The organism is Streptomyces sp. NPDC026500 (assembly GCF_055567635.1).
The window spans coordinates 60,952-81,318 of sequence record NZ_JBVHQB010000032.1; the positions used below are offsets into that span (position 1 = coordinate 60,952).

A 20,367-nucleotide genomic window follows, 5' to 3' on the forward strand; every position below is an offset into this window, starting at 1 on the left:
GGCAGGCGACGTTCGCTGAGCAGCCCGACGGGCTGACCGTCCGGCACGGCAGGCAGAGCGCCGCGCTGCAGACAGCGAGCGCCGGGCTGCAGACAGCGCTGCACCGCCGTGCTGTGATGCTGACCGGCCAGGTCTGTGCCCGCCTGGTCCGCGCTCTGGCGGCCGAGCTGACGCGACTGCGACGGCGGACCGCTGCCTGCTCAGCCGACCTGTCGGCGGATGCCCTCGGGTGGCCCGCTCTTCCATGCGGCGGACACGCCGGGACCCAGCGCATGGAACCATTTGAGCGCCAGGCACACTCTGCGTGTAGTAGTCCCTTTCACTGGAGGATGGCCCACGCATGATCACGCTCACCAAGGAAGACGGCCCCGCCGACCTGGACGGAGTAACTCACCTGTCCATCGGGGTGTCGTGGGACCCCACGGCCGGCAGCAGCGGAGGAGTCATGGGCAAGCTCCGCCTCAAGTCCGGCACCGACCTTGACCTGATCGCCGTCGCCATGCACGGCACGGACCCGGTGCGCTTGGCCGGCCTCGATTCCCTCGACCCCATGGGCAACGGCTCCCTGATACACAGCGGTGACAACCAGTCCGGACACGGCGACGGCGACGATGAAACCGTCTCGGTGGAGTTCGCACGCATCCCTGCCCACATCACGTCGATCGTGTTCGTTGCCGCCGCCTTCAAGAAGGGAAGCTCCTTCCAGAAGGCACGCAACATCAGCTTCAGGGTCTACGACGCAACCGGCGGCAGCACCCAGCAAGTCGCGGACATCTGGCCCAGCCTGCTCAGCCAGGACAACGGCTGCGCCGTGGCCAAGGCCGTGCGGGTCGGCGATGCCTGGAAGCTCGAAGTGATCAATGTGACGGGAAAGATCAAGCAGGGTGACGAACAGGCCCTGATGCGCTTCGCTCTGAGCAAGTAGACCTGTAACTCAGGCGGGTACCCAACTGGAGCTCGCGTCTGAGGAAATGGTCCGTACTGCTGGCTGTCGCCGGCCTGCGACGCCGGCGACAGCCCGAAGAAACATCTCGAGGACGGCGTCACTCGGCTTGTATCGCTTGTCCGCCGCGCTGTCGCGGATGGTGAACGCCGTTCCACCCAAGGGGCGTAACGGCTGCCTCTGCCCCACTACGCGGGAGCAGGCATTCACCCCGGCCCTGGGCGGGCAATCGAGTCGGCGGCCGTTCAGGGTCAGGTACGCCTCCGCGGAGTGCCAGGCGAAGGCCTCGTTCGAGTGCTCCAGACACGGCAGCTTCACCAGCGTCTGGAGCTGCGCGGCCGCCCCTTGAGGTACAGGGAACCGTAGATGTCGCGCTCCATGGCGCGGGCGTTGTCCCGGGCGACTGCCGCGTAGAGCGGGCCGTAGTCGTCGACCTGCGGATCACCGGCCATCAGCTCGGCCGCGGTCACCAAGAAGGTCACATCCAGCGAGTGGAGCGGTTCGTTCTGAGTCACACGGCGTGGCCCCGCTCCTGCCGCTCCTCGAGATCACGCCGAGCTTCCCGCTCCGCGGCGCGCTGCTCCGCGTCGGGATCTGGTCAGGGCGGGGCCGGTGGCGGTTCTGACGGAGGGTTCGGTCGTCGTTGACACGGAGGGCTCCTGAGGGGCGGGAATCTCGGGGTGCAAAGGCAACGGCTTCGCGGTCAGCGGGGGAGCGGCCCGACATTGGAACCGGTGCAGCTTGCGACGGGGACGATCGACCAAGTCGGCGGAATCGGCGTCCGCCCTCTCTGCCTGCGCCGTATGCGTGCGGGCGGTGTCTCGTTCGTTGATCAGGCCACCGAGTTCCTGTTCGGCTGAGGCAGACGCGCGCCAGGACGGCTTGAGCCCGCGATGTGCAGAACGCCGGCGACAAGTGGTATGGCGTCCACCAGTCAGAATCAGGCCCAGCTCGAGCAGAGCCGCTTCCCCGACGGCCCTTACGTTGAGGGAGAGCGTGCCGGTGAGCCAGGGACGTAGACACCGAAGACCGGAGAGTCCACCAGTGAACTCGTGGGCACTGCCGCAATCACCGCGGCGAAGAGGATGAGAAGTCCGAGAATCGTCATTACGCTCTGGGATCTAATTCCTCTTCGCACGATAGAGCCATTCGCCTGGCAGGCCACCGCCAGAGGTTGCGTCTACCCTGAAGTTGAGGTAAGGGCGAGAACGGACGATGCCATGATCATTTTCAGGGCCGCCCTGTGAAGCCTGGAAGGCGCCCGGTCACTGGGTCGGCACTACTCGCAGATGATCTGACTCCGCAGGCTGCCCCACTCCCGCGCGGCTGACGGTCACGCCTTTCCGGGGCTGTCCCGAGGTCGTCCAATCCACCCGGCCGCCACGACCCCAGGAGGCGCAGCGCCATGGTCCTCTTTCTGATGCTGCTCGCCAGTGCCATCTCGCTGGTCGTCATCGGCGCTGTCATGGAGGGCATGCTCTATCTGCTCTCCATCGGCGTGCTGCTCCTCGTCGCCGCCGTGCTGTATCTGTTCGTGCGCTCGGTGTCGCGCTCGCGCCCCCGCCCGGCTCGCTGACGCGTGGCGTGGCGGTAGTCGGCGGACCACCACCCCACATGCCGGCATTCGGTCGTACGAGTTGGTGCGGTGCAGGGTCAAAGGCCGGCCGTCGGGGTCGGCGAGCAGTCGATAGAGCCGACCGCAGGGCAGTATGGGCACCTGGCTGCAGGCGCCATGGGCCTCTTCAGGGCGGAGCGTCAAGCGGCCGAAAGCCAGGGCTGGGGCTCGCAGGTCAGTGCCGTCCGGCTCGGTGATCGTGTCACAGGCGGCGCCGGCGGGCCCAGGCGAAGGAGAAGACACCGGAGCGGATCAGCCTGGTCGCGACGGCGACCAGAAGCCATGGCCCCACCGGTCTCTGTGTGAAGCTGCGGAGCGTGGCGTCCCCACCTTTGGCCTCGTGCATGTCGAATGTGGATGGCTGCCACCAGGACGAGGATCCCGGCTGCGGCGAACCCACGACTCCGCCCACGCCCAGAGCGGGGACGACCCGCTTCGTAAGGTGGTTCATGGTGGCAGTGTCCAGCTGCTTCAGGAAGCGCCGCATGGCTGCCCGGACGGCGGGTGCCGCACCAATGCCGAGCAGGAAGCCGCCCCGGCACCCACCAGTACCTGGCCTTACTGCAGTCTGAGCGCCGATGCCGTCCAGTCCTGCGACCGCGCGTTGCCGCTGGAACCCTGGCCGCCCCCGGAGGCACAGACGCATCCGAGACGGCGGCGGGCGCGGGCTGAACACCGTTTCGGACCCGAGTACGACACGCGGTCTCCCCACCCTTTCTGCCTGCCGCATCTCACGGCGCCGGTTGCCGGCCGTAGCCCGGCAACCGTCACATACCTCGCGCCAGTGCTACCTCTCACCGAGAAGGCTCACCGAGATGCGCGGGAGCAGTGATTCTTTGGGCGCAGTGCGGTTGGCCGGCGCAGGACCGGCTGGGTTGTGAAGAGGTTCCTGAACCCAAGGGCGTGCAACGCCGTCACCCTCAAGCTCCTGGGCAAGCTGCGGGTCAGTAGTCGATGAACGACGATGGAGAGAGAGCGGTTCGGTAGTTTCCGCCCCGCAGGGCGCATACCGCCGTGGCGCGCCGAGGACTGCGCGCGGAGGGAGTTCGCCGTGGACCCGCCCGCCACCTCCGGCCCGGAAGACCATGGCCGACGCAGGCCGAGCCGTTCTTTGGACCCTGTCGAACGGGCGGAGTACGAGCGACTGCGGCGCACTCTCGGCATGCGAAACCGTCGCCTGCGCCTTTGGGGAGCATCCCTGCTCCTCCTGCTGGCTGTTCTTATGGCGCCCATCAGCGTCGTCGCCACCTGGGTAAATTCCGAGGTCACCGATACTGATCGGTATGAGCAGACCGTCTCACCCCTCGCCCGAGACCCCGCCGTCCAGGACCTGATCATCAATCGCGTCACTGACGCTCTGGTCCACAAGATCGACGTCCGCAAGATCACCGACACACTCGCCGACACTCTGGCCGACCATGACGCGCCCCGCTTCCTCGTCGACGCGGCCAGGTCGCTGGATGAAGAACTCAAGGGCGGATTGAGGGCCGGCGTGCACTACACGGTCACCAGGGTGGTGACGAGCGACGCCTTTGCCAAGGCGTGGGACAACATCCAGCGCGGCGCGCACACCGCCGCGACGAACGTCCTCACCGGGGAGGGAGGCGGAGCGCTCGAGGTCAAGGGCGACACCATCACACTGAACGTCGGCACTGTGATCGAGGAACTTCAGAAGCAGCTGATCGGCGTGACCCTTGTCGGTGCAGAAGACATTCCCGGGGCCGACAAGTCGATCGTGCTGGTGCACAACGACCATCTGAGCGAGGCCCGTGATGCTGCCCGCTGGCTCAGCGTCGTCGCCCCGTGGTTGCCCGCGGCGGTGATTGTGCTCGCCGGGCTGGGCATCTGGGCGGCACCCTCACGCCGGGTTGCACTGATGGCCGCAGGCATCGGCATCGGTGCCATGATGTGCGTGCTGCTCATCGCACTCGCCGTGATCCGCGAGATCTATCTGGATGCGGTGCCTCCGGCAGCCCAGTCGCAGGACGCCGCAGCAGCCCTCTACGACACCCTGGTGAGATTCCTCCGGCAGACCATCCTCACCGTGCTCCTCAGCGCCTTGCTGACCGTGATCGCAGGGTATCTGTACGGACACGGCCGCGGTGCCGCCGCCGTGCGCGGAGCTGCCGCGCGAGCTACCCGAACCGCCGGGCACGCCCTCGCCCGGACGGGACTGAAGCCCGGTGCCGTCGGACAGTGGCTGGGCACGCACAGGCCCCTGACGACGGGCGTCGTCATCGGGGCCGGGATCCTGGCCCTCTTCCTGTGGAACTACCCCACGCCCGCCTCCGTGGCCCTTGTGCTCCTGCTCGTCGTGGTTGTCCTGGCGACCCTGGGCGTCCTTGCCGCTGCGGCGCAGCGGAGCAACGCCGAGTAGGTCGCCCACGTACCTGGTGCTCGTGGGTCACCAGGGCCCACGCCTCCAACGGCAGGGTGCCCAGCAGCTCGGACGCAGCCCCGTACGCTCGGTACTCGCCAGCCCGGGGATCCCCCGCACCACGCTGGCGGCCCACTCCCGGTCGAACGTCGTCAACCGGCTCACGTTCCTCACCAACGACCCGGAGCGCGGAGCGCTGTCACTGCTCTACGCCGCGACCCAAGCCGTCCCCGGCAACTCCCACATCGGGCCGGACGGCCTGGGCGGCCTCCGGGGCTCCCCCGCCGTCCGCCGACAGGGCAAGGCCGGCCTCGACTCCGCCATGGCCGGTCGGCTGTGGGACGCGACCACCGACGTCATCGGGTCGGTCGCCCGATGAGCTGCCTGGAGAGCGCGCCGCCCTCCTGCGTGGTGCCTCGCCGCCATCGTCACCAGCGGCTTCAGAGAGCGTCGTTGTCCTGTTGCCCGATGCGAACCTGAAGGAGGAGCCGGTGACTTGCCCGTTCCGGAGTACCGGTCAGGACATCGCCGGTGGGTGCGGTGGCGGAGGGGTCAGGCACCGGCGCCGCCGCGTTTGGCGACGCGGCCGACGATGGCCGTCTCGACATGGGTGATCCCCAGGCCGACCAAGTCGCGGGAGAGGAAGTCGTAGAGGGCTGTCAGGTCACAGAAGTACGCGGCCGCGTGAAGGTTCGAGGGTCCCGTGGTCGCGAACGCCCCGTGCACCGAAGGATGGTCGGCCAGCGCCTTCCCGGCGGCGGCCAGATGGTCGGGGGCCACGTGCAACAGGAGTTTGGCCTCGATAGGCAGCCCGAGACGGCGCGTGTCCACCTGAACCTGGGTGATCAGGCGCCCCTGCGCGGCCAGTTGGGCGATGCGTCGGCGGACCGTGGTCTCCGCGTGTCCGGTGCGCGCGGCCAGCTCCGCAGCGGAGAGGCGCGCGTCGGGGGTGAGCGCGTCGATGAGGGACTGTTCCAGACGATCGGTTTCGACGCCGTACGGGCCCGGGGATCCGGAAGATGTCTGCCCGGGGACCGGTTCGGCCGGGCTCAGGGCCGCGCGTTCACGTGCCGTGAGAACGTTGTGACGCCACTCGGACGTGAGCCGGAAGACGTGCAGCACCGTGGCGCTCTCCAAGGACGTGACCGCCTGGGTGGAGGGCAGTTGGCGGAAGACCAACGGATCACGCGAGCCCGGCTCGGTACGAGCGACCGCGAAGATCTCGTCACCCGAGGTGCTGACGTCGATGAACGGGATGTCATCGCGCGCGGCGAGCGCGGCCACGATCGTGTCCAGTCTTCCGCGCAGGACCCGGATGCGCAGGAACAGTGCCCCGGCGGAGCTTCCGTTGCGCGGCCGGGCGACAGGTGAGATCACCACGCGCACGGTGCCGTCGGCCCTCAGCGCGTGCAGACGGCGGCGCACGGTCGCGGGGCTGAGACCCAGCACCTGGGCCGCCTGTTCCGCGGTGACACGGCCGTCGCACTGCAGGGCGGTCACCAGCCGCTGGTCGGTGAGGCTCAGTACGGAATCCGCCGATACGTGTGCCATGGAGACAAGTTTCGCTCATTCCGCCGCTCTGCGACGCCTGTCTCGGTAACAACGCCCGACGATGGATGACATCCGCACCGCTCCTTTCCCGGACGCCGGTCGGCGGACCCAAGCCCAGGAACGCCCTCAAAAGAGCGACCGAATCCACCACGGAGGCCGATATGCCCGCCCTCAAAGAACGGAAGAAACTGCGCTTCGCCAGCAGCGACACCACGTGCGCCGCCTGGCACTATCCAGGGACGAACGGCGGCTGCGTGATCATGGCCGGAGGAACCGCAGTGACGAAGGAGCCGGCCTCGGACCGCTTCGCGCAGCGGTTCAACGACGCCGGCTTCGCCGTCCTGGCCTTCGACCACCGACGGTTCGGGGAGAGCGGGGGCGTGCCGCGCCAGGTCGTCAGCTTCGATGAACAACGCGCGGACTGGCAGGCCGCGATCGACTGCGCGGCGGAACTGCCCGACGTGGATCCCGACAGGATCTCGCTCTGGGGCTTCTCACTCGCCGGCGGCCACATCCTCCAAGTCGCGGCCGACAATCCGCGACTGGCCTCCGCCATCGCCCAGACACCGGTGGTCGACGGCCGCGCACTCGCTCCTCACGCGCTGCGCTCCATGACCCCTCTCGCCTTCCTCCGGCTCTTTGGCCTCGGCCTCGCGGACGCGCTCGGCAGCCTCCTCGGGCGGCCGCCGTTGCTCGTCCCCACCGCCGGAGTACGCGGCGCCGTCGCCTCGCTCACCACGCCCGACGCGATGGACGGGGACCGGGCCCTGGATCCCGTCCACCGCTACGCGGACTGGGAGCAGACGGTCGCCGCGCGGATCGCGCTGCAGCTCGGCGGGTACCGGCCCGGCCGCCACGCCTCTCGTATCCGGTGTCCCCTGCTGGTGGTCGTGTGCGACCAGGACCAGAGCGCGCTTCCCGGCCCCGCCGTCCGTGCGGCCCACAACGCACCGGACTCCGAGGTACTTCATCTCCCAGGCCGTCACTACGCCCCGTTCCTCGAGGCACACGAACAAGCCGTCGAGGCGGAGATCGCGTTCCTTGAGAAGCACCTGCGCTGACTGAGCCCGGCGCGCGGCCGACCCCGCCCGCACCACCGTTCGTCGGGCCCGTCGCGCGCCGAGCCCGGAAACAGTACGTACTGTCCGCCCTCGACTCGCTCTGTTCATCCCTGTTCATCCGGTCGTCCGAGCCTTGGCGAGGGGCTCGCGGACGCGATCCGAAGCCGCTCCCGAGGCGAGACCAGACATCCCCTAAGAGTTGCGCAGCAAGTGGGCCCATCCAAGAGTTGCGCAGCAGGAGGGGAGGCGGCCCTCCGTCCGTCGTGGCGGACAGCGCCCTGGCAAGGCCGCCTCGCCCGAGGATGGCCGCCCGCTGCCTCGAACGTCGCAGCGCCACAGCCGGGCGAACTCGAGTCGATGCCCGATAAGGACCACAAATTCACATAGTTACGTTTTCATACTGCTCTGCGGGTTACGCGGAAGATGACCAGGGGGCAGGAGGCCAGGATGATCACCCAAGGGCAAATTGCCGCCCTGCTGGACCATGCTGTGTATGACGTCGACGGAAACAAGATCGGCGACACCAAGCATGTCTTCCTCGACGATGCCACCGGCGAGCCCGAGTGGGTCAGCGTCAAGTCCGGGCTCTTCGGCACCAGTGAGTCCTTCGTTCCCCTTCGCGAGGCCACGATGGTGGAGGACCATCTCGAGGTTCCCTACGCCAAGGCCACTGTCACAGATGCCCCCAACGTCGACGTCGACGCGGGGGGCTTCCTCACGGTCGACGAGGAGCACCGCCTCTACGAGCACTATGGCATCGCATGGGATGGAGGCCGGGGCTGGCAGCCGGTCGTCAAGCAGCCGGACCAGGGCGGAGGGGCCCACCGTCACACACGGACCGTCACCGATGCCACCGAAGGCGCCTCGCTGCCCTACAACAACACCACCGCTTCGGACATCGCCCGCGATGGTCAGAAGATATCAACTCCGCCGATGTCGTCGTCGCCGGCGCGTGGATCTTCGGCAAGTACGTTCTACTGCCGGCCGGGACCGTGAAGACGGTCGACCAGGCCGAGCGCAAGGTCTACGCCGGCCCCACCAAGGAGCCGATCAACGACTCCCACCGAGTTCGGCAAGGACAAGCCCGTCGGCGATCCGGGTATCACGAGCAGGTCGCCCGCTGGCGGTGTACACGCTGGAGGGGTGCTCAGACGCGTACGTATGAACCTGCTCAGGAAGGACTGCGTGTCTTAGCCGGGGCGAGGGGGGCCTCGGTTGAGGCTTTGGTTGTGCGGTCGCCGACTGGATGACCCGTATCAGGAGGCTGAGGCGCATGCTTGTTCTGGGCCGTTCGCAGGTCGAGGCCCTGCTCGACGTGGACGCGCTGATCGATGCCCTGGCCACGGCGATGGCAGACCTCAGTGCGGGCCGCGCCTCGGTACCCGACCGCGTCGCCGCCCTGGTGCCCGAACGCGATGGATTCCTGGCGGCCATGCCGGGCTTCCTGCCGTCGGCCGGGGTGCTCATGACCAAGCTGGTGTCACTCTTCCCGCACAACGACGGGGCACGGCTGCCCACACATCAGGCGGTGATCGTGGCGTTCGATCCGGACACCGGCGAGCCCGCCGCCCTGCTGGACGGTACGGCCATCACCGCGGCGCGGACCGGCGCCTGCTCCGCCCTGTCGGCGCGACTGCTGGCCCGCGAGAACGCAACGGTGCTGGCAGTACTGGGCACCGGCGTCCAGGCCCGGTCCCACGCCCGCGCGATCTGCCGGGTCCGCCCGATCCGGCAGATCCGCGTGGCCGGCCGGGACCCGGCAAAAGCCGCCGCCCTGGCCGAGGAACTCTCAGCCGTACTGGCGGCCGAAGTCCAGGCCGTGTCCAGCTATGCCGAGGCGCTCGACGGTGCGGACATCGCCGCCGCGACGACGCACGCCGTCGAACCCGTGATCCGCCGCCGCTGGCTGACACCAGGAGTGCACATCACGTCCGTGGGATACAACCCGGCCGGACGCGAGATCGACGACGCCACGGTCGCCGAGGCTCTGGTGTGCGTCGAATCGCGCCAGGCCGTACTCGCCCCGCTCCCCGCGGGCAGCAACGACCTGCTCACGCCGATCCGCGACGGCCTCATCACAGCCGACCACGTACACGCCGAGCTGGGCGAACTCGTCGCCGGCAGCAAACCGGGCCGCACCGCGCCGGACCAGATCACCCTCTACAAATCGGTCGGCGTGGCGGTGCAGGACGCCGCGGCCACGGCCCTGGTCGTTGCGGCCGCTCGCGAGCAGTCGGTCGGCGAGAAGATCACGCTGCGGTGATGCCGCCACCAGCACGCGCCGGTGGTCCACGCAGTGTCGCCACAACCGCCGTTCCGACGGTGGCCGGCGCATCGGTGCTGGTGCCGTGTCAGACGCCGCTTCATCCCGGACCGGCTGTGCCTATCAGCGTGGGCATAAGGCATGGCACACAGGTAACCCCGCTGAGACGCTCGGCAGATGAGGGGACGAGGGCCCGGGCCTATACCCGGGCTCGGCTCCTCACTCCTACTCCTACTCCGTGACGAAAGGGGCGTAGCCGACCGGGAGCTCGCTCACCTGGAGGTCGGAGAAGAGCAGGGTCAGGGTGTGCGCGCTGGTTTCCATGCGTACCTCGTGAAAGTCGATCCCGAGGGCCTTCGACCAACCCCGGGTCGCCGCGGAGTCAGGCAGGAGCTTCACTCCGGGGTAGAGGCAGTGCCACTTGACTCCCCAGACGTACCCGCCGAGTTCGGCACCGGTTCGTGCTCGATGAGCCGATCGTCCAAAGAGACCCGCCAGGTCTCCGCCGGCACAGACGTCTCACACCGCGCCTCGACGCAGTACCGGAACAGATACCGCATGTAGGACGACGCGACGCCAGTGGAAGGATCAGCCGTGACGTAGACGATGACCTCGTAATCACGCATGTAGCTGGTATATCCGTGATGCACGACGGCGTGATCGAAGGCCTCGTCCAGCATCTGTTCCAGCACCGCTGTATCCATCCCGTTCTCCTAGCTCACTCAGCGAGAGCTTCGACAAGGAGACGCACAGGTGTCAGGCACCATGGCCCAGTGCTCTCCCGAACACGTCCTGGTCGGGGGTCCATTCCCGTGACGTGAGGACCGCGGCCGGCCGCCCGAGCAGTTCGAGCGCCGACTCGCCGACGGCTGGTGCCGACTGGTGCTCGCCTGATCCCGACCATCGAACCGCCTCCAGCGCCGGCGGATGCGCGCTTTCGCCGCTCTTCAACAACCGGCGGTACGGGGACTGGACACACACGCGGGACGGACTCCGAGATGACGGTGACCGAAGTACGGGAAGCACGGACGGCAGCGCTGCCGGAGATGGCCGACCCCTCGCGGGTCGCTCCCAAGGACGCCCGTCAGCTGTCCCCCGGCGATCACTATCCCTCTGCCGAGAGGGCGTTCGAGAATATCGGCGAGGTCGGTCGTCTGAGGGCCGGAGGCGGGACAGGGACCCTCCCGGAAGTCGACGTCAGTCGCGGCGTCGCCTCTGTCCTCTGCTCTTCCTGGGAGCGTCTTCCTCGTCCTCCGTATCCTCTTCGTCCTCCGTATCCTCTTCGTCCTCCGCTCCTTCCTCGTCCTCTTCCTCCTCGTCGTAAGCGTCTTCCGCCCCCTCTTCCTCCTCTGGTCCCTCCTCGTCCTCGAATGCGTCCCCCGCCTCTTCTTCGTCCTCGTCCTCGTCCTCGTATGCGGAGTCGGCGCCTTCCTCCGCATCGCCTTCGCTCTCGACCTCGGGCTCTTCGCCCTCCGACTCCTCCGGCTCAGCCTCTTCCTCTTCTACCGCGTCCTCGTGGGATACGACGACCTCGCCGTCACGGATTTCGCCCCGCCAGCCCTCGGGTTCTTCATTGGTGAGGGTCACGTACCGCTGGAAGTTCTTGAAGTCCAGTCGCATGCGGCGCCCTTGCGCCCGCCAGAGGTTGCCCGTCTTCTCGAAGAATCCCGACGGGTAGTACTCCACCACCAGGACGATTCGAGTCAGGGTCGGCGCCAACTCGTGGAAGCTCACCGCGCCGCGAGTAGTTCCCTTGGCTCCCTCGGAGGTCCACACGATGCGGTCATCAGGAATCTGCTCCTGGACAGTCGCCTTGAAGCTGCGCGACGAAGGGCCGACCTTGACCTTCCAGTCGCTCCCTGTCTCATCGCCCTTCGAAACGTCACGAACCCCCTTGGCAAAGCTGCTGAACTTGTCGTACTGAGTCCAGTAGTCGTACGCGTCCCGCAAAGGCACTCCGACATCGAGAACCTCGATGATGTTCATGACCTTGCCGCCGCTGGCCTTCCGCTTCCCCTTCCCGCCCCCGAAGGCGCTCTTGGCCTTTTCTACGACGTTGTCCTTGACGCCCTTGGCCTTCTCCGACACGAACGCCTTCAGCGGTGAGTCGCCCTGGAGGATGCGGGAGCCGATCGCGGGAAGCGAGCCACCGTTCTGGGCCGCGTCAGTGAGCTGCCCGGTGACGTCCGTCAGTTTGTCGCCGGCCTTCTCGGCAAGATTCTCCACCTGCGCAGACACGAACTTGGACAGCTCTTCACGAAGCTTGTCCACACCCGACGTACCCTCTGCCGATTCGTCCTTTTCCGTCTTGGCCATGGCCGCCTACCTCCCACGACCCGCGCGCTTGGACGCTGCTCGCTTCGCTGACGTCGTCTTCGAGGCAGCGGACTTCTTGGCAGGAGCTGTCTTCTTCGCCGCGGACTTCTTGGCCGGAGCGGTCTTCTTCGCTACCGACTTCTTCGCCGCCGACTTCTTCGGCGTCCTGCCGGCCGCGCTCTTCTTGCTGGGCGCCGTCGTCTTCGCCGCCGTCTTGCTGGGCGCCGTCTTCTTCGCCGCCCTCTCGCTTGGGGTGGTCTTCTTCGCCGCGGTCTTCTTCGCCGGTGCAGTCTTCTTGGCTGCCCGAGGCTTCTCACTGCCGGCGGAAGCAGCCTTCTCGCGTGCCGCCGGCGCCCCGCGGGACCGATGCGATCGCGAGCTGCGACGCCTCCCCGGCTTTGCTTCCGGTTCTTCTTCCGGTTCTTCTTCCGGTTCTTCTTCCGGCTCCTCTTCCTCGTATTCGCCTTCCGGCTCTTCCTCTTCCTCTTCCTCCTCTTCGGGCTGGTCCTCGGCGTGGTCTTCCTCGTACTCGGCCTCGGGCTCTTCTTCTTCCTCCGGCTCTTCTTCTGCTTCCTCCGGCTCTTCTTCTTCCTCGTACTCCGCGTCCTCGTCCTCCGGCGCGTACTCCTCCTCGTCCTCGTCCTCCTGGTACTCCTCCCCCTGATCCGCCTTCTCCAGGAGTCGGGTTGTACGGTCGCTGAGGGTGTCGGCAAGCGTGCTCATTCCCCGGTCGGCAGCGGCGGTCATAGCCTTGCGGCCCGCCTCCAGCACTTCCCCGCGCAACTGCTCCTGCAACTCGGCGACCTGCGGCATCTCCCCCAGTCTGCGCATTCCCTCGGCCGCGAGCTGGCGAGGTTCGAGACCGAATCGACGGCCCGCCAGATAGGTCGCGATGGACAGAGCCATCCGGCCCTTCTTGGTGCGGCCCAGCACATAGCCGCCCACTACAGCGGCCGCGAGAACCACCTTGTCCTTGCCATCCATGACTGCGTCACCTTCGATCGCTCGGGGCGTGGAACAGGCCCGTGCGGCATATGGCCGATCGAGCAGCCGCTCCTCTTCTCGTTCGAACTCCTCCAGGCTGATGTCTCCGTCTTCGAATTCCCGGTTCAGCAGGGCCAGATGGGCCTACAGCACTCCCGGGTCGTGCAGCTGCGTCCTGCGTTCGGGCCATCGCCGCACGGGACGGCGACCGTTCAAGACGAACTCGACTCCGATCAGCACAAAAAGAGGTCTGCTCGCAGGCAATACGTATGCCGCATCCCTGCTGTTGTTCTGGCGGAACACTGTTTACCCGGGGCGCAGTTGGGCCCCGTGCGTCAGCCGACGCTCTGATGCGCCAGCAGCTCGCTGGCGATGGTGTCCTCTTGCTGCTCGTACTGGGCAAGCGCCAGGCCAAGGCCAAAGAAGGTGGGGGCCCATTCGCCGATGTAGATTCCCCAGCGGTCGGCGCGGGCGATGTCGACGCCGGGCTCCATCTTCAAGGAGCCTGCCCAGGCGACGACGGTGAGGCCTATGGATGCCATGGCGGCCAGGTATGCATGTTCGCTGCGGATACCCATGTCATGCATCTTCTTGATGATCACGATGCGCTCCGTTCACTAGTCCTCTGACGGACTACCCGGACCACCTCGCCCTATTCACACCATTTGCCGGAAATGTTCACTGGCGTGTAGCTCAGAGACTGGCACTCTGGAAGCTCGCCGCGGCGCTCTCGATGGCCGGCGTCGTCGTCTTCCTGGTATGGCCGTGGATCAGCGACCTCGCGATCCTCCTTGGTCTGGAGTTCGACGCGGAGGCGGTACGCCAGCGGGCCGTCGTCGGCGGACTCCCGCCGTGCCGAGCCCTACACCCAACCCCGCGACACCCGGAAATGGGACCAGAAGGACCTACGGCGCGTCGCCGAAGGCGATGAGTGACAGACCAGGCGCTTGGCGCGCAGGCAACGACTCGTCTGGGGATACCCGCAGCTCATGAGACTGACACAACGGGGTTGAGCGAAGCGGATCGGCATCTGACGCAACAGGCAGCCGCCCGCATTCCACCTGCCATCGGCCGGCTGCTGCGCGGTGCCTGCCACCCTGCTGGCCGTCGAGCGGGTGCGGCGAAGTTCCCAGCCTGCAGACAGCACTCGAACGCGTCGCGGTCATGCCGGCGGGCCCGGGCTGGCGCCCGCTTGTTCAAGACCCTGACAGACGGGGTGAGCATGTCGACGCCGCTACGGCTGATCCGCCGCTCGCCGGAACCCCAAACGACGACACCCTGAGTCCTCGGGCTGGACGACTTCGCCCTGCGCAAGGGACACCACTACGGCACGATCCTGATCGACATCTAGACACACCAGCCCATCGACCTGCTGCCGGACCGGACAACATCGACGGTAGCCCTCCGGGCCAGGCCGGGCGCACGCGAGGGCGTGGCATGCGCCGGTCCGTGCGGGACAACGGCATAAGCCTGGGCTTCGGAATCGCCTTCCTGCTCGCTCTGGCAGGAAGGGCGATCGCCGACTGCACGGAGCCCAACAGCCCCTCCCCAAAACCTTGGGGTGGCAGCCCGGGACATCAGCGGATGGCTTCCCGATGCCGGGCGCACGGCAGGTGAAGCGCAAAGTCAAGCGCCCAAAGCAACGGGCACGATGCGTGCCGCGAGTCAGCCCGGTCGAGACAGCACTCGACAGGGATGCACGATTTCTCCGCCGCATACGGCAGTTGCACCGTAGAGACAGACAAGGCCCGGGGCTCCGCATGGGTCCTGTCCGTAGCCTGAGTCTTGTGTCGCCACTTTCCCTGACCTTGATGATCACCGCACCACAGACATCTGAGTCACCCCTGATCGCGGCCTTCTCCGCCCTCTGGGCCGTGACCGCGCTGTGGCCGTCGTATAGGTCTCCGCGTAGGTGCGAGGCCGACGCGCCTACGGAACCCGCATCGGGGACGCGGTCGCCGCCAGGACACGGTGTCCGGGCAGCCGTCACGCCGATGATCTGCGGCTGTCCAGGGACGCGGTTCTGGCGGCGGGCGGAACCCAGTCGGGGCGCCGGTGGTGACACCGTGAACGCGGGTCGTCGGAGATCTTGGCGGCCGCCGCGGAAATCTGCTGCCGCAGGTGGTCGGGCAGCGGATCGCCGCTGACGGCCGCGACCAACTCCTCGGCGACGAGGCGAAGTTTGGTGTTGGTGCGCTGGGACACCTCGACGAGGACGCTCCAGGCGTCTTCGTCATTCAACCTGAACGAGGCCATCAGGACTCCGCGGGCGAGGTCGATGACCGGCCGGCTCCGCATCGCCCTTTTCAGGTCGATGACCTCGGCGCGCAGGTCCTCCTCGTTCTTCCCGTCCAGGTGAGGACCGGCCCCGTTCGAGGGTGCGAACAGAGGTGCCGTGCCGGTGAGCGTGAGCAGCCGCGCGACCGCGCGTCCAGCAGCGCCGATATGGACCGTCTTGTCCTGACCGAGAGCAAGAATCCGGAGACGCAACAGGACCCGGAGGCCGGAACAGTCGCAGAAGTCGACCCGCGTGAGGTCGAGGTTCAGCCCCTGGTGCGCCTGGGCCAGTGCGGCGCACAGACTGTGTTGCAGTCGTTGCGCGGTATCGATGTCTATCTCACCGGCGACGACGACCAGTGTCCGTGCGCCGGCGGGATACGCGACTGTCTCTAGGAAGGGTGACGCGCCTCCCACCCTGGCGCCGCAGGCCAGTACATCGTGGGCGGCTTCGTCCCCGCTTCCCTCAGGGGGAGAAAGCGGATGTTCTCGCATGGCATACAGGTTCACCCTCGCCCCGGTTACACGTCAAGAGATACATGAACTTTCTTTCGCCCTTTTGAATGCGTGAATGAAAGGGCCTACTGTGGGGGGATGACTGAGGTACCCGAGGGACACAGCGGCTGGACCTTTCTGACCAACCACGCACGAGTCCTCGCCGCGATCGCCTCCGGTGCGCAAGGCACCCGCATCCGCGACATCGCCGCACGGTGCCGGCTCACCGAGCGGGCAGTCCAGAAGATCATTTCCGATCTGGAGCAGGACGGCTATCTGGACCACACCCGGCAAGGGCGCACAAACCACTACCACATCCAGCCCGGGACCATCCTTCGACACCCGGCGGACTCCGGCCTGACGGTGGCCGGCCTCCTGGCGGCTCTCGACCAGCACGAAAGCTCCGCTGAAGCCCCGCCCGAGCAACGGACCGCCCGATCGTCCGATCGCTCCGATGTGTTCGCTCGCGACGACAGCACGGCTGCCTCGTAGGTTCCATGCGGCCCTGGTCGGCGCCTCGCCCGCCGGAGCGCGGTCGCTCCCGGCAGGGCGCCGAACCATGCGCCGGCGAGGCGGCCGGGGTGGCGTGCCATCGCCGCTTGAACGGAGTGCCGCATGGCGCGGTCGTCGAAGATGGCATCGGCCCGGTAGCCGTGCCCCTTCGGCCAACCAGGCGCGAACCAGCCCCCTCCCATCGGCGTACACCGCGGACCGGGCCGGTCTTCCGGGCGACCTCATGCCTCCTGTGACGATCCGCGGCTGCTGGGGTACTCGGTCCCGGGCGGCACGAGCCGTCCGAACGGGATCGGAGGAGAAGCCGTGGACGGGATCGTGCTGCTCAAGGAAGACCACAAGAGGGTGGAAAGGCTCTTCAAGCGGTTCGAGAAGGCGGGGGCCAACGCCCACGTGGAAAAGCGGAAGATCGCCGATCAGGTGATCGAGGAGCTCACCACCCACACCTGGATCGAAGAGGAGATCTTCTACCCTGCCGCCCGGGAGGCCGCCCCCGACACCAAGGGCCACGTCCTGGAGAGCGTCGAGGAACATCACGTCGTGCTGTGGATGCTCTCCGAGCTGAAGGGTCTCGATGCGGCGGACGAACGGTTCGACGCCAAGATGACCGTCCTCATGGAGAGCGTCCGCCACCACGTCGAGGAAGAGGAGCAGGAATGGTTTCCCGACGTACGCAAGACCATGGGCCGTAACCGGCTCACCGAACTGGGGGAACAGATGGAATCGGCCAAGAAGACGGCTCCGAGCGAGCCCCTCGCCGTTCCCAGCGCCGAGCGGTAGGCCGTACCGGCACATCGATGAACCTGGGGTTTCGATCCGGGACTCGGTGGAAGGGGCCGCAGCCGCTTCGTGGATCGAAGGCCGCCGGGTCGGCGGTCCATCAACCGCGACCAGTCCCCAGGGTATCCAGCACGGAGAGGATCCACATACATGCGCATCGCATTCCTCGTGGCGCCGGAAGGCGTCGAACAGATCGAACTGACCGAGCCGTGGGCCGCCGTGGCGGGCAGCGGGGGTACTCCCGTACTCGTGTCCACAGAGTCGGGAGAGGTGCAGGCCTTCCGGCATCTCGACAGGGGGGACACCTTCCCCGTCGACCAGGTGGTGAGGGACACGTCCGTGGACGAGTTCGACGGTCTGGTGCTGCCTGGTGGAGTCGCCAACCCCGACCAACTGCGCCTGGACGAGCGGGCCGTGGCCTTCGTGAAGGCCTTCTTCGACGCGGGCAAGCCGGTGGCGGCCATTTGTCACGCCCCGTGGATTCTCGTCGAGGCCGATGTACTGCGCGGGCGCAAACTGACCTCGTGGCCGAGCCTGCGCACCGACATCCGCAACGCTGCCGGGAGTTGGGTGGACGAACAGGTCAAGGTCTGTGACGGCGGCCCCAACACCCTTGTCACCAGCCGCAAGCCGGACGACCTGAAGGCGTTCTGCGAAGCCCTGGTGCACGAGTTCGGCCGCGCGACCGCCTGAAACGCGGGACCGATGGGGGCGTACGTTCGCCCCTGTCCTGGGCAAGATGGCCTGCCCGGGACGGGGGCTGTCGCCGCCACTGGCGAGGGAGCGAGTACCCCGAACCCGACCATCCAGGGCAGCGTGCGTCAATCCCTGTCCGCGAAGGCGCTGGTGTCCAGGCGGTCGAGGAGGTCGGCGGGGTCTTGGTACACCGCGTGGGCGCCCGCCGACTCCAGGTCCGTCCTCGGGATGCCGCCGGACAGGACCGCCAGGGGTGTCACCCCGTCCCGCACTGCGGCCTGCATGTCCCAGACCGTGTCGCCGACGAACACCGCTTGTCCGCTCGGTACTCCGGCGAGCGCCCTGGCCTGCTCGACAGGGTCGGGGGCGGGTTTGCCCTCGGCGACGTCGTCCGCGCTGGCCGCCCCGAGGATGACATCGTCCGCGCCGATGGCACGGCGGAGCGCGGAGAGTTCCGCGCCGCTCGCCGAGGTCGCCAGGACAATCTCCCAGCCCCGGCCGGCGAGGGTGCGCAGCAGTTCCCCGGCCCCGTCCAGCGGCGGCAACCGGTCGAAGTACGTTGCGTAGAGCGCGTGGTGGGCCGCGACGAATTGTTCGTCGTCCTCGGGGTCGCGGTCCTTGCCGAGCAGGTGCTCGACCAGGTCGTCGCTGCCAAGACCCACGGCCCGGTGAATGTCCCGCATGGGGACGCGGTGGCCGCCCTGGCGGAAGGCCTCCCACCAGGTGACGACGTGCAGGTGGTTGGTGTCGACGAGTGTTCCGTCGACATCGAAGATCGCGGCGCGTTTCGTGGTCATCGCAGGTCCTCGCCCTCTCCCAGGTCGCGCAGAGCGGGAAGCAGTTTCCGCTCGGCCCATTCCAGAAACGGCTCCTGGTGGTCACCGCCGATCTGGATGAGCGCGACCTCGGTGAATCCCGCTTCGACGAAGGGCCGTACGGCGTCGACGACGGAGTCCACGTCATCTCCGCAGGGAATCGACTCGGCCACGTCCTCGGGCCGTACGAACTGGGTCGCGCCCGCGAATCCTTCGGGGCCGGGCAGTTCCGAGTTGACCGGCCAGCCCCCGCCGAACCAGCGGAACTGGTCGTGGGCGCGGGCGATGGCGGCGTCCCGGTCCGTGTCGTAACAGATGGGCAGCTGGCCCACCTTGGGCTTGGCGGCGCCGCCGTGCCGGTCGAACTCGGAGATCAGGTCGGCCTTCGGTTCGGTGGCGATCAGCAAGTCGGCCAGGTGTCCGGCGACTTCGCACGAGCGCTCACCGGAGACGGCGACTCCGATCGGCGGGGGCGTGTCGGGCAGATCCCACAGGCGGGCGTTCTCCACGTCGAAGTGGGCACCGTGGTGGTTCACCTTCCCACCCGCGAACAGCGAGCGGATGATCTCCACGGCCTCTTCGAGCATCTCCAGCCGGACGTGTGCGGCCGGCCATCCGCCGCCCACCACATGCTCGTTGAGGTTCTCGCCGGAGCCGAGCCCCAGACGGAATCGCCCCTGCGACAGGAGTTGCATGGTGGCGGCCTTCTGGGCGACGACCGCGGGGTGGTACCGGGTCGTCGGGCACGTCACGTAGGTCATCAGAGGAATGCGCTCGGTGGCCTGCGCGGCGGCACCGAGCACGCTCCAGGCGTACGGGGCGTGACCCTGGGAGTCCAGCCACGGAAAATAGTGGTCGGACGTGACGGAGAAGTCGAAGCCGGCGCGCTCGGCGCCGACCACATGACCGACGAGCTCACGCGGGCCGGCCTGTTCCGTCATCATCGTGTACCCGATCTGCACCATGTCGCTCTCCTCCTCGTGGCAGGGCGCCGCCGGCGGTGTGCCCGGGAGGCTCTGCCCGGTCAGCGGCGGAACCCAAGGGGGGTGCCGCGCGTTCTCCTGCCGACGCTGCCGCTCTATCGCTCTACCGCTTCGTCCGGAGTCGCAGGTCGACCTCCTTCTCCTGATCTCCCGACGCCGTGCCCTGTTCCTGGACGGCGAACGAGTCGCTCAGAGCCTCACGGAGCCGGTCCACGGCGACGTAGCCGCCCTGCAACGTGGCGTTGACCGATCCTTCCAGAGGGGTGGGACCGGTCGGGATGCGTTCCTCGGTCGGATGGAAGTCCGCGGTCCACACGGGAAGGCGGTCGCCCGGCTGCTCGTGAGGAAGGTCGTCGGCGGGCCGGTCGGTCGGGAACGCCGTCCGCAGGACACCGAACACGGTCGCGACGTCCTCCTTCGACCCTCCGGTGAAGGACACGGTGGCCATCGGGTCACTCTCCTTTCCGCTGGGGTACGACGATGTACTTCGGGTCCGCCGCGGAGGCGATGCCCGCCTCGAAGACCCCGAAGCGGGTGCAGGCCGACCCCGCGAGCAGCGCGAGCCCGCCCAGCACGGCGGCCGGTCGGCTGCGTCCGCCGGCGAGGGCCGCGCTCGCGGCCCCGGTCAGGGTCAGGACACGGGCGGTCCGCATGAGCGTGCCCGCGCGTCCTTCGCGCCAGGTCTCGGCCACCATGCC

General features: G+C 67.7%; 20 protein-coding genes and 4 pseudogenes. 12 read left to right on the forward strand and 12 right to left on the reverse strand.

What is annotated here, in order from left to right; all coding sequences use genetic code 11:
• Positions 1–340 precede the first annotated feature (340 nt).
• Complete coding sequence (locus ACZ4N5_RS38210; protein ID WP_467761608.1) at positions 341–925, forward strand: TerD family protein; 585 nt, start codon at positions 341–343, stop codon at positions 923–925.
• 225 nt (positions 926–1,150) lie between these two features.
• On the opposite strand, the pseudogene ACZ4N5_RS38215 reads toward ACZ4N5_RS38210, so the two are convergent.
• Positions 1,151–1,458: pseudogene (locus ACZ4N5_RS38215) on the reverse strand (fic family toxin-antitoxin system, toxin component); the annotation flags it as partial.
• Positions 1,459–1,677: 219 nt separating this feature from the next.
• Here ACZ4N5_RS38215 and ACZ4N5_RS38220 point away from each other — a divergent pair.
• Together ACZ4N5_RS38220 and ACZ4N5_RS38225 are read left to right on the forward strand one after the other, a co-directional pair.
• The gene (locus ACZ4N5_RS38220) at positions 1,678–1,803 is read left to right on the forward strand and encodes a hypothetical protein (protein ID WP_467761609.1); all 126 of its coding nucleotides are present in this window, start codon (positions 1,678–1,680) and stop codon (positions 1,801–1,803) included.
• A gap of 545 nt (positions 1,804–2,348) precedes the next feature.
• Positions 2,349–2,519, forward strand: a complete 171-nt coding sequence (locus ACZ4N5_RS38225; RefSeq protein ID WP_467761610.1) for a hypothetical protein — start codon at positions 2,349–2,351, stop codon at positions 2,517–2,519.
• A gap of 241 nt (positions 2,520–2,760) precedes the next feature.
• Here the strand turns inward: ACZ4N5_RS38225 and ACZ4N5_RS38230 are convergent, their stop codons facing one another.
• Entirely contained in the window at positions 2,761–3,009 is a 249-nt protein-coding gene (locus tag ACZ4N5_RS38230; protein WP_467761611.1) for a DUF1206 domain-containing protein, read from the reverse strand.
• Positions 3,010–3,522: 513 nt separating this feature from the next.
• On the opposite strand from ACZ4N5_RS38230, the gene ACZ4N5_RS38235 reads away from it, so the two are divergent.
• Positions 3,523–4,935 (forward strand): hypothetical protein, encoded by a 1,413-nt coding sequence (locus tag ACZ4N5_RS38235; RefSeq protein WP_467761612.1) that lies wholly within the window; start codon positions 3,523–3,525, stop codon positions 4,933–4,935.
• Positions 4,936–4,957: 22 nt separating this feature from the next.
• Positions 4,958–5,314, forward strand: coding sequence for a hypothetical protein (locus ACZ4N5_RS38240; protein ID WP_467761613.1), 357 nt, complete (start codon positions 4,958–4,960; stop codon positions 5,312–5,314).
• A 173-nt stretch (positions 5,315–5,487) separates the two neighbouring features.
• Here the strand turns inward: ACZ4N5_RS38240 and ACZ4N5_RS38245 are convergent, their stop codons facing one another.
• A complete protein-coding gene (locus ACZ4N5_RS38245) occupies positions 5,488–6,486 on the reverse strand; it encodes an Lrp/AsnC family transcriptional regulator (RefSeq protein WP_467761614.1) in 999 nt (332 codons plus the stop codon).
• Between the two features lie 161 nt (positions 6,487–6,647).
• On the opposite strand from ACZ4N5_RS38245, the gene ACZ4N5_RS38250 reads away from it, so the two are divergent.
• The 3 genes from ACZ4N5_RS38250 (at position 6,648) to ACZ4N5_RS38260 (ending at position 9,810) form a co-directional block, all read left to right on the forward strand.
• Positions 6,648–7,547, forward strand: coding sequence for an alpha/beta hydrolase (locus ACZ4N5_RS38250; protein ID WP_467761615.1), 900 nt, complete (start codon positions 6,648–6,650; stop codon positions 7,545–7,547).
• Between the two features lie 447 nt (positions 7,548–7,994).
• A complete protein-coding gene (locus ACZ4N5_RS38255; RefSeq protein ID WP_467761616.1) occupies positions 7,995–8,543 on the forward strand; it encodes a PRC-barrel domain-containing protein in 549 nt (182 codons plus the stop codon).
• Positions 8,544–8,820: 277 nt separating this feature from the next.
• Positions 8,821–9,810, forward strand: a complete 990-nt coding sequence (locus tag ACZ4N5_RS38260) for an ornithine cyclodeaminase family protein (protein ID WP_467761617.1) — start codon at positions 8,821–8,823, stop codon at positions 9,808–9,810.
• Positions 9,811–10,041: 231 nt separating this feature from the next.
• On the opposite strand, the pseudogene ACZ4N5_RS38265 reads toward ACZ4N5_RS38260, so the two are convergent.
• From ACZ4N5_RS38265 to ACZ4N5_RS38280, 4 genes and pseudogenes are all read right to left on the reverse strand, one after another.
• Positions 10,042–10,514: pseudogene (locus ACZ4N5_RS38265) on the reverse strand (YxiG-like protein).
• Positions 10,515–11,007: 493 nt separating this feature from the next.
• Positions 11,008–12,126, reverse strand: a complete 1,119-nt coding sequence (locus ACZ4N5_RS38270; protein WP_467761618.1) for an SRPBCC family protein — start codon at positions 12,124–12,126, stop codon at positions 11,008–11,010.
• Between the two features lie 6 nt (positions 12,127–12,132).
• Entirely contained in the window at positions 12,133–13,110 is a 978-nt protein-coding gene (locus ACZ4N5_RS38275; protein ID WP_467761619.1) for a histone protein, read from the reverse strand.
• Between the two features lie 335 nt (positions 13,111–13,445).
• On the reverse strand, positions 13,446–13,712 hold the full coding sequence (locus tag ACZ4N5_RS38280) for a hypothetical protein (RefSeq protein WP_467761620.1): 267 nt from the start codon (positions 13,710–13,712) through the stop codon (positions 13,446–13,448).
• Between the two features lie 128 nt (positions 13,713–13,840).
• Between ACZ4N5_RS38280 and ACZ4N5_RS38285 the strand changes: the two are divergent.
• Positions 13,841–14,045: pseudogene (locus ACZ4N5_RS38285) on the forward strand (ribonuclease BN); the annotation flags it as partial.
• A gap of 1,051 nt (positions 14,046–15,096) precedes the next feature.
• Here ACZ4N5_RS38285 and ACZ4N5_RS38290 read toward each other — a convergent pair.
• A complete protein-coding gene (locus ACZ4N5_RS38290) occupies positions 15,097–15,882 on the reverse strand; it encodes an ANTAR domain-containing protein (protein WP_467761621.1) in 786 nt (261 codons plus the stop codon).
• A gap of 99 nt (positions 15,883–15,981) precedes the next feature.
• Between ACZ4N5_RS38290 and ACZ4N5_RS38295 the strand changes: the two genes are divergently transcribed.
• The 3 genes from ACZ4N5_RS38295 (at position 15,982) to ACZ4N5_RS38305 (ending at position 17,868) form a co-directional block, all read left to right on the forward strand.
• Positions 15,982–16,374 carry a helix-turn-helix transcriptional regulator gene (locus ACZ4N5_RS38295; RefSeq protein WP_467761622.1) on the forward strand — a complete coding sequence of 131 codons (393 nt, stop codon included), beginning with the start codon at positions 15,982–15,984 and terminating at the stop codon, positions 16,372–16,374.
• A gap of 327 nt (positions 16,375–16,701) precedes the next feature.
• Positions 16,702–17,175, forward strand: coding sequence for a hemerythrin domain-containing protein (locus ACZ4N5_RS38300; protein WP_467761623.1), 474 nt, complete (start codon positions 16,702–16,704; stop codon positions 17,173–17,175).
• A 150-nt stretch (positions 17,176–17,325) separates the two neighbouring features.
• Positions 17,326–17,868 (forward strand): type 1 glutamine amidotransferase domain-containing protein, encoded by a 543-nt coding sequence (locus ACZ4N5_RS38305; RefSeq protein ID WP_467761624.1) that lies wholly within the window; start codon positions 17,326–17,328, stop codon positions 17,866–17,868.
• A 128-nt stretch (positions 17,869–17,996) separates the two neighbouring features.
• Here the strand turns inward: ACZ4N5_RS38305 and ACZ4N5_RS38310 are convergent, their stop codons facing one another.
• The 4 genes and pseudogenes from ACZ4N5_RS38310 to ACZ4N5_RS38325 form a co-directional block, all read right to left on the reverse strand.
• Positions 17,997–18,668, reverse strand: coding sequence for an HAD family hydrolase (locus ACZ4N5_RS38310; RefSeq protein WP_467761625.1), 672 nt, complete (start codon positions 18,666–18,668; stop codon positions 17,997–17,999).
• Positions 18,665–19,651, reverse strand: a complete 987-nt coding sequence (locus ACZ4N5_RS38315) for an LLM class F420-dependent oxidoreductase (RefSeq protein ID WP_467761626.1) — start codon at positions 19,649–19,651, stop codon at positions 18,665–18,667. Before ACZ4N5_RS38315 ends, ACZ4N5_RS38310 begins: the two co-directional genes overlap by 4 nt.
• A gap of 121 nt (positions 19,652–19,772) precedes the next feature.
• Entirely contained in the window at positions 19,773–20,117 is a 345-nt protein-coding gene (locus tag ACZ4N5_RS38320; RefSeq protein WP_467761627.1) for a hypothetical protein, read from the reverse strand.
• Between the two features lie 4 nt (positions 20,118–20,121).
• Positions 20,122–20,367, reverse strand: a pseudogene (locus tag ACZ4N5_RS38325) (NrfD/PsrC family molybdoenzyme membrane anchor subunit); the annotation flags it as partial.

Excerpts from the sequence above, each read along its gene's own strand:
- ACZ4N5_RS38210 (WP_467761608.1), top strand. The coding sequence starts at position 341 with ATGATCACGCTCACCAAGGAAGACGGCCCCGCCGACCTGGACGGAGTA.
- ACZ4N5_RS38225 (WP_467761610.1), top strand. The coding sequence starts at position 2,349 with ATGGTCCTCTTTCTGATGCTGCTCGCCAGTGCCATCTCGCTGGTCGTC.
- ACZ4N5_RS38230 (WP_467761611.1), bottom strand. The coding sequence starts at position 3,009 with ATGAACCACCTTACGAAGCGGGTCGTCCCCGCTCTGGGCGTGGGCGGA.
- ACZ4N5_RS38235 (WP_467761612.1), top strand. The coding sequence starts at position 3,523 with ATGGAGAGAGAGCGGTTCGGTAGTTTCCGCCCCGCAGGGCGCATACCG.
- ACZ4N5_RS38245 (WP_467761614.1), bottom strand. The coding sequence starts at position 6,486 with ATGGCACACGTATCGGCGGATTCCGTACTGAGCCTCACCGACCAGCGG.
- ACZ4N5_RS38250 (WP_467761615.1), top strand. The coding sequence starts at position 6,648 with ATGCCCGCCCTCAAAGAACGGAAGAAACTGCGCTTCGCCAGCAGCGAC.
- ACZ4N5_RS38255 (WP_467761616.1), top strand. The coding sequence starts at position 7,995 with ATGATCACCCAAGGGCAAATTGCCGCCCTGCTGGACCATGCTGTGTAT.
- ACZ4N5_RS38260 (WP_467761617.1), top strand. The coding sequence starts at position 8,821 with ATGCTTGTTCTGGGCCGTTCGCAGGTCGAGGCCCTGCTCGACGTGGAC.
- ACZ4N5_RS38270 (WP_467761618.1), bottom strand. The coding sequence starts at position 12,126 with ATGGCCAAGACGGAAAAGGACGAATCGGCAGAGGGTACGTCGGGTGTG.
- ACZ4N5_RS38275 (WP_467761619.1), bottom strand. The coding sequence starts at position 13,110 with ATGGATGGCAAGGACAAGGTGGTTCTCGCGGCCGCTGTAGTGGGCGGC.
- ACZ4N5_RS38290 (WP_467761621.1), bottom strand. The coding sequence starts at position 15,882 with ATGCGAGAACATCCGCTTTCTCCCCCTGAGGGAAGCGGGGACGAAGCC.
- ACZ4N5_RS38295 (WP_467761622.1), top strand. The coding sequence starts at position 15,982 with ATGACTGAGGTACCCGAGGGACACAGCGGCTGGACCTTTCTGACCAAC.
- ACZ4N5_RS38305 (WP_467761624.1), top strand. The coding sequence starts at position 17,326 with ATGCGCATCGCATTCCTCGTGGCGCCGGAAGGCGTCGAACAGATCGAA.
- ACZ4N5_RS38310 (WP_467761625.1), bottom strand. The coding sequence starts at position 18,668 with ATGACCACGAAACGCGCCGCGATCTTCGATGTCGACGGAACACTCGTC.
- ACZ4N5_RS38315 (WP_467761626.1), bottom strand. The coding sequence starts at position 19,651 with ATGGTGCAGATCGGGTACACGATGATGACGGAACAGGCCGGCCCGCGT.
- ACZ4N5_RS38320 (WP_467761627.1), bottom strand. The coding sequence starts at position 20,117 with ATGGCCACCGTGTCCTTCACCGGAGGGTCGAAGGAGGACGTCGCGACC.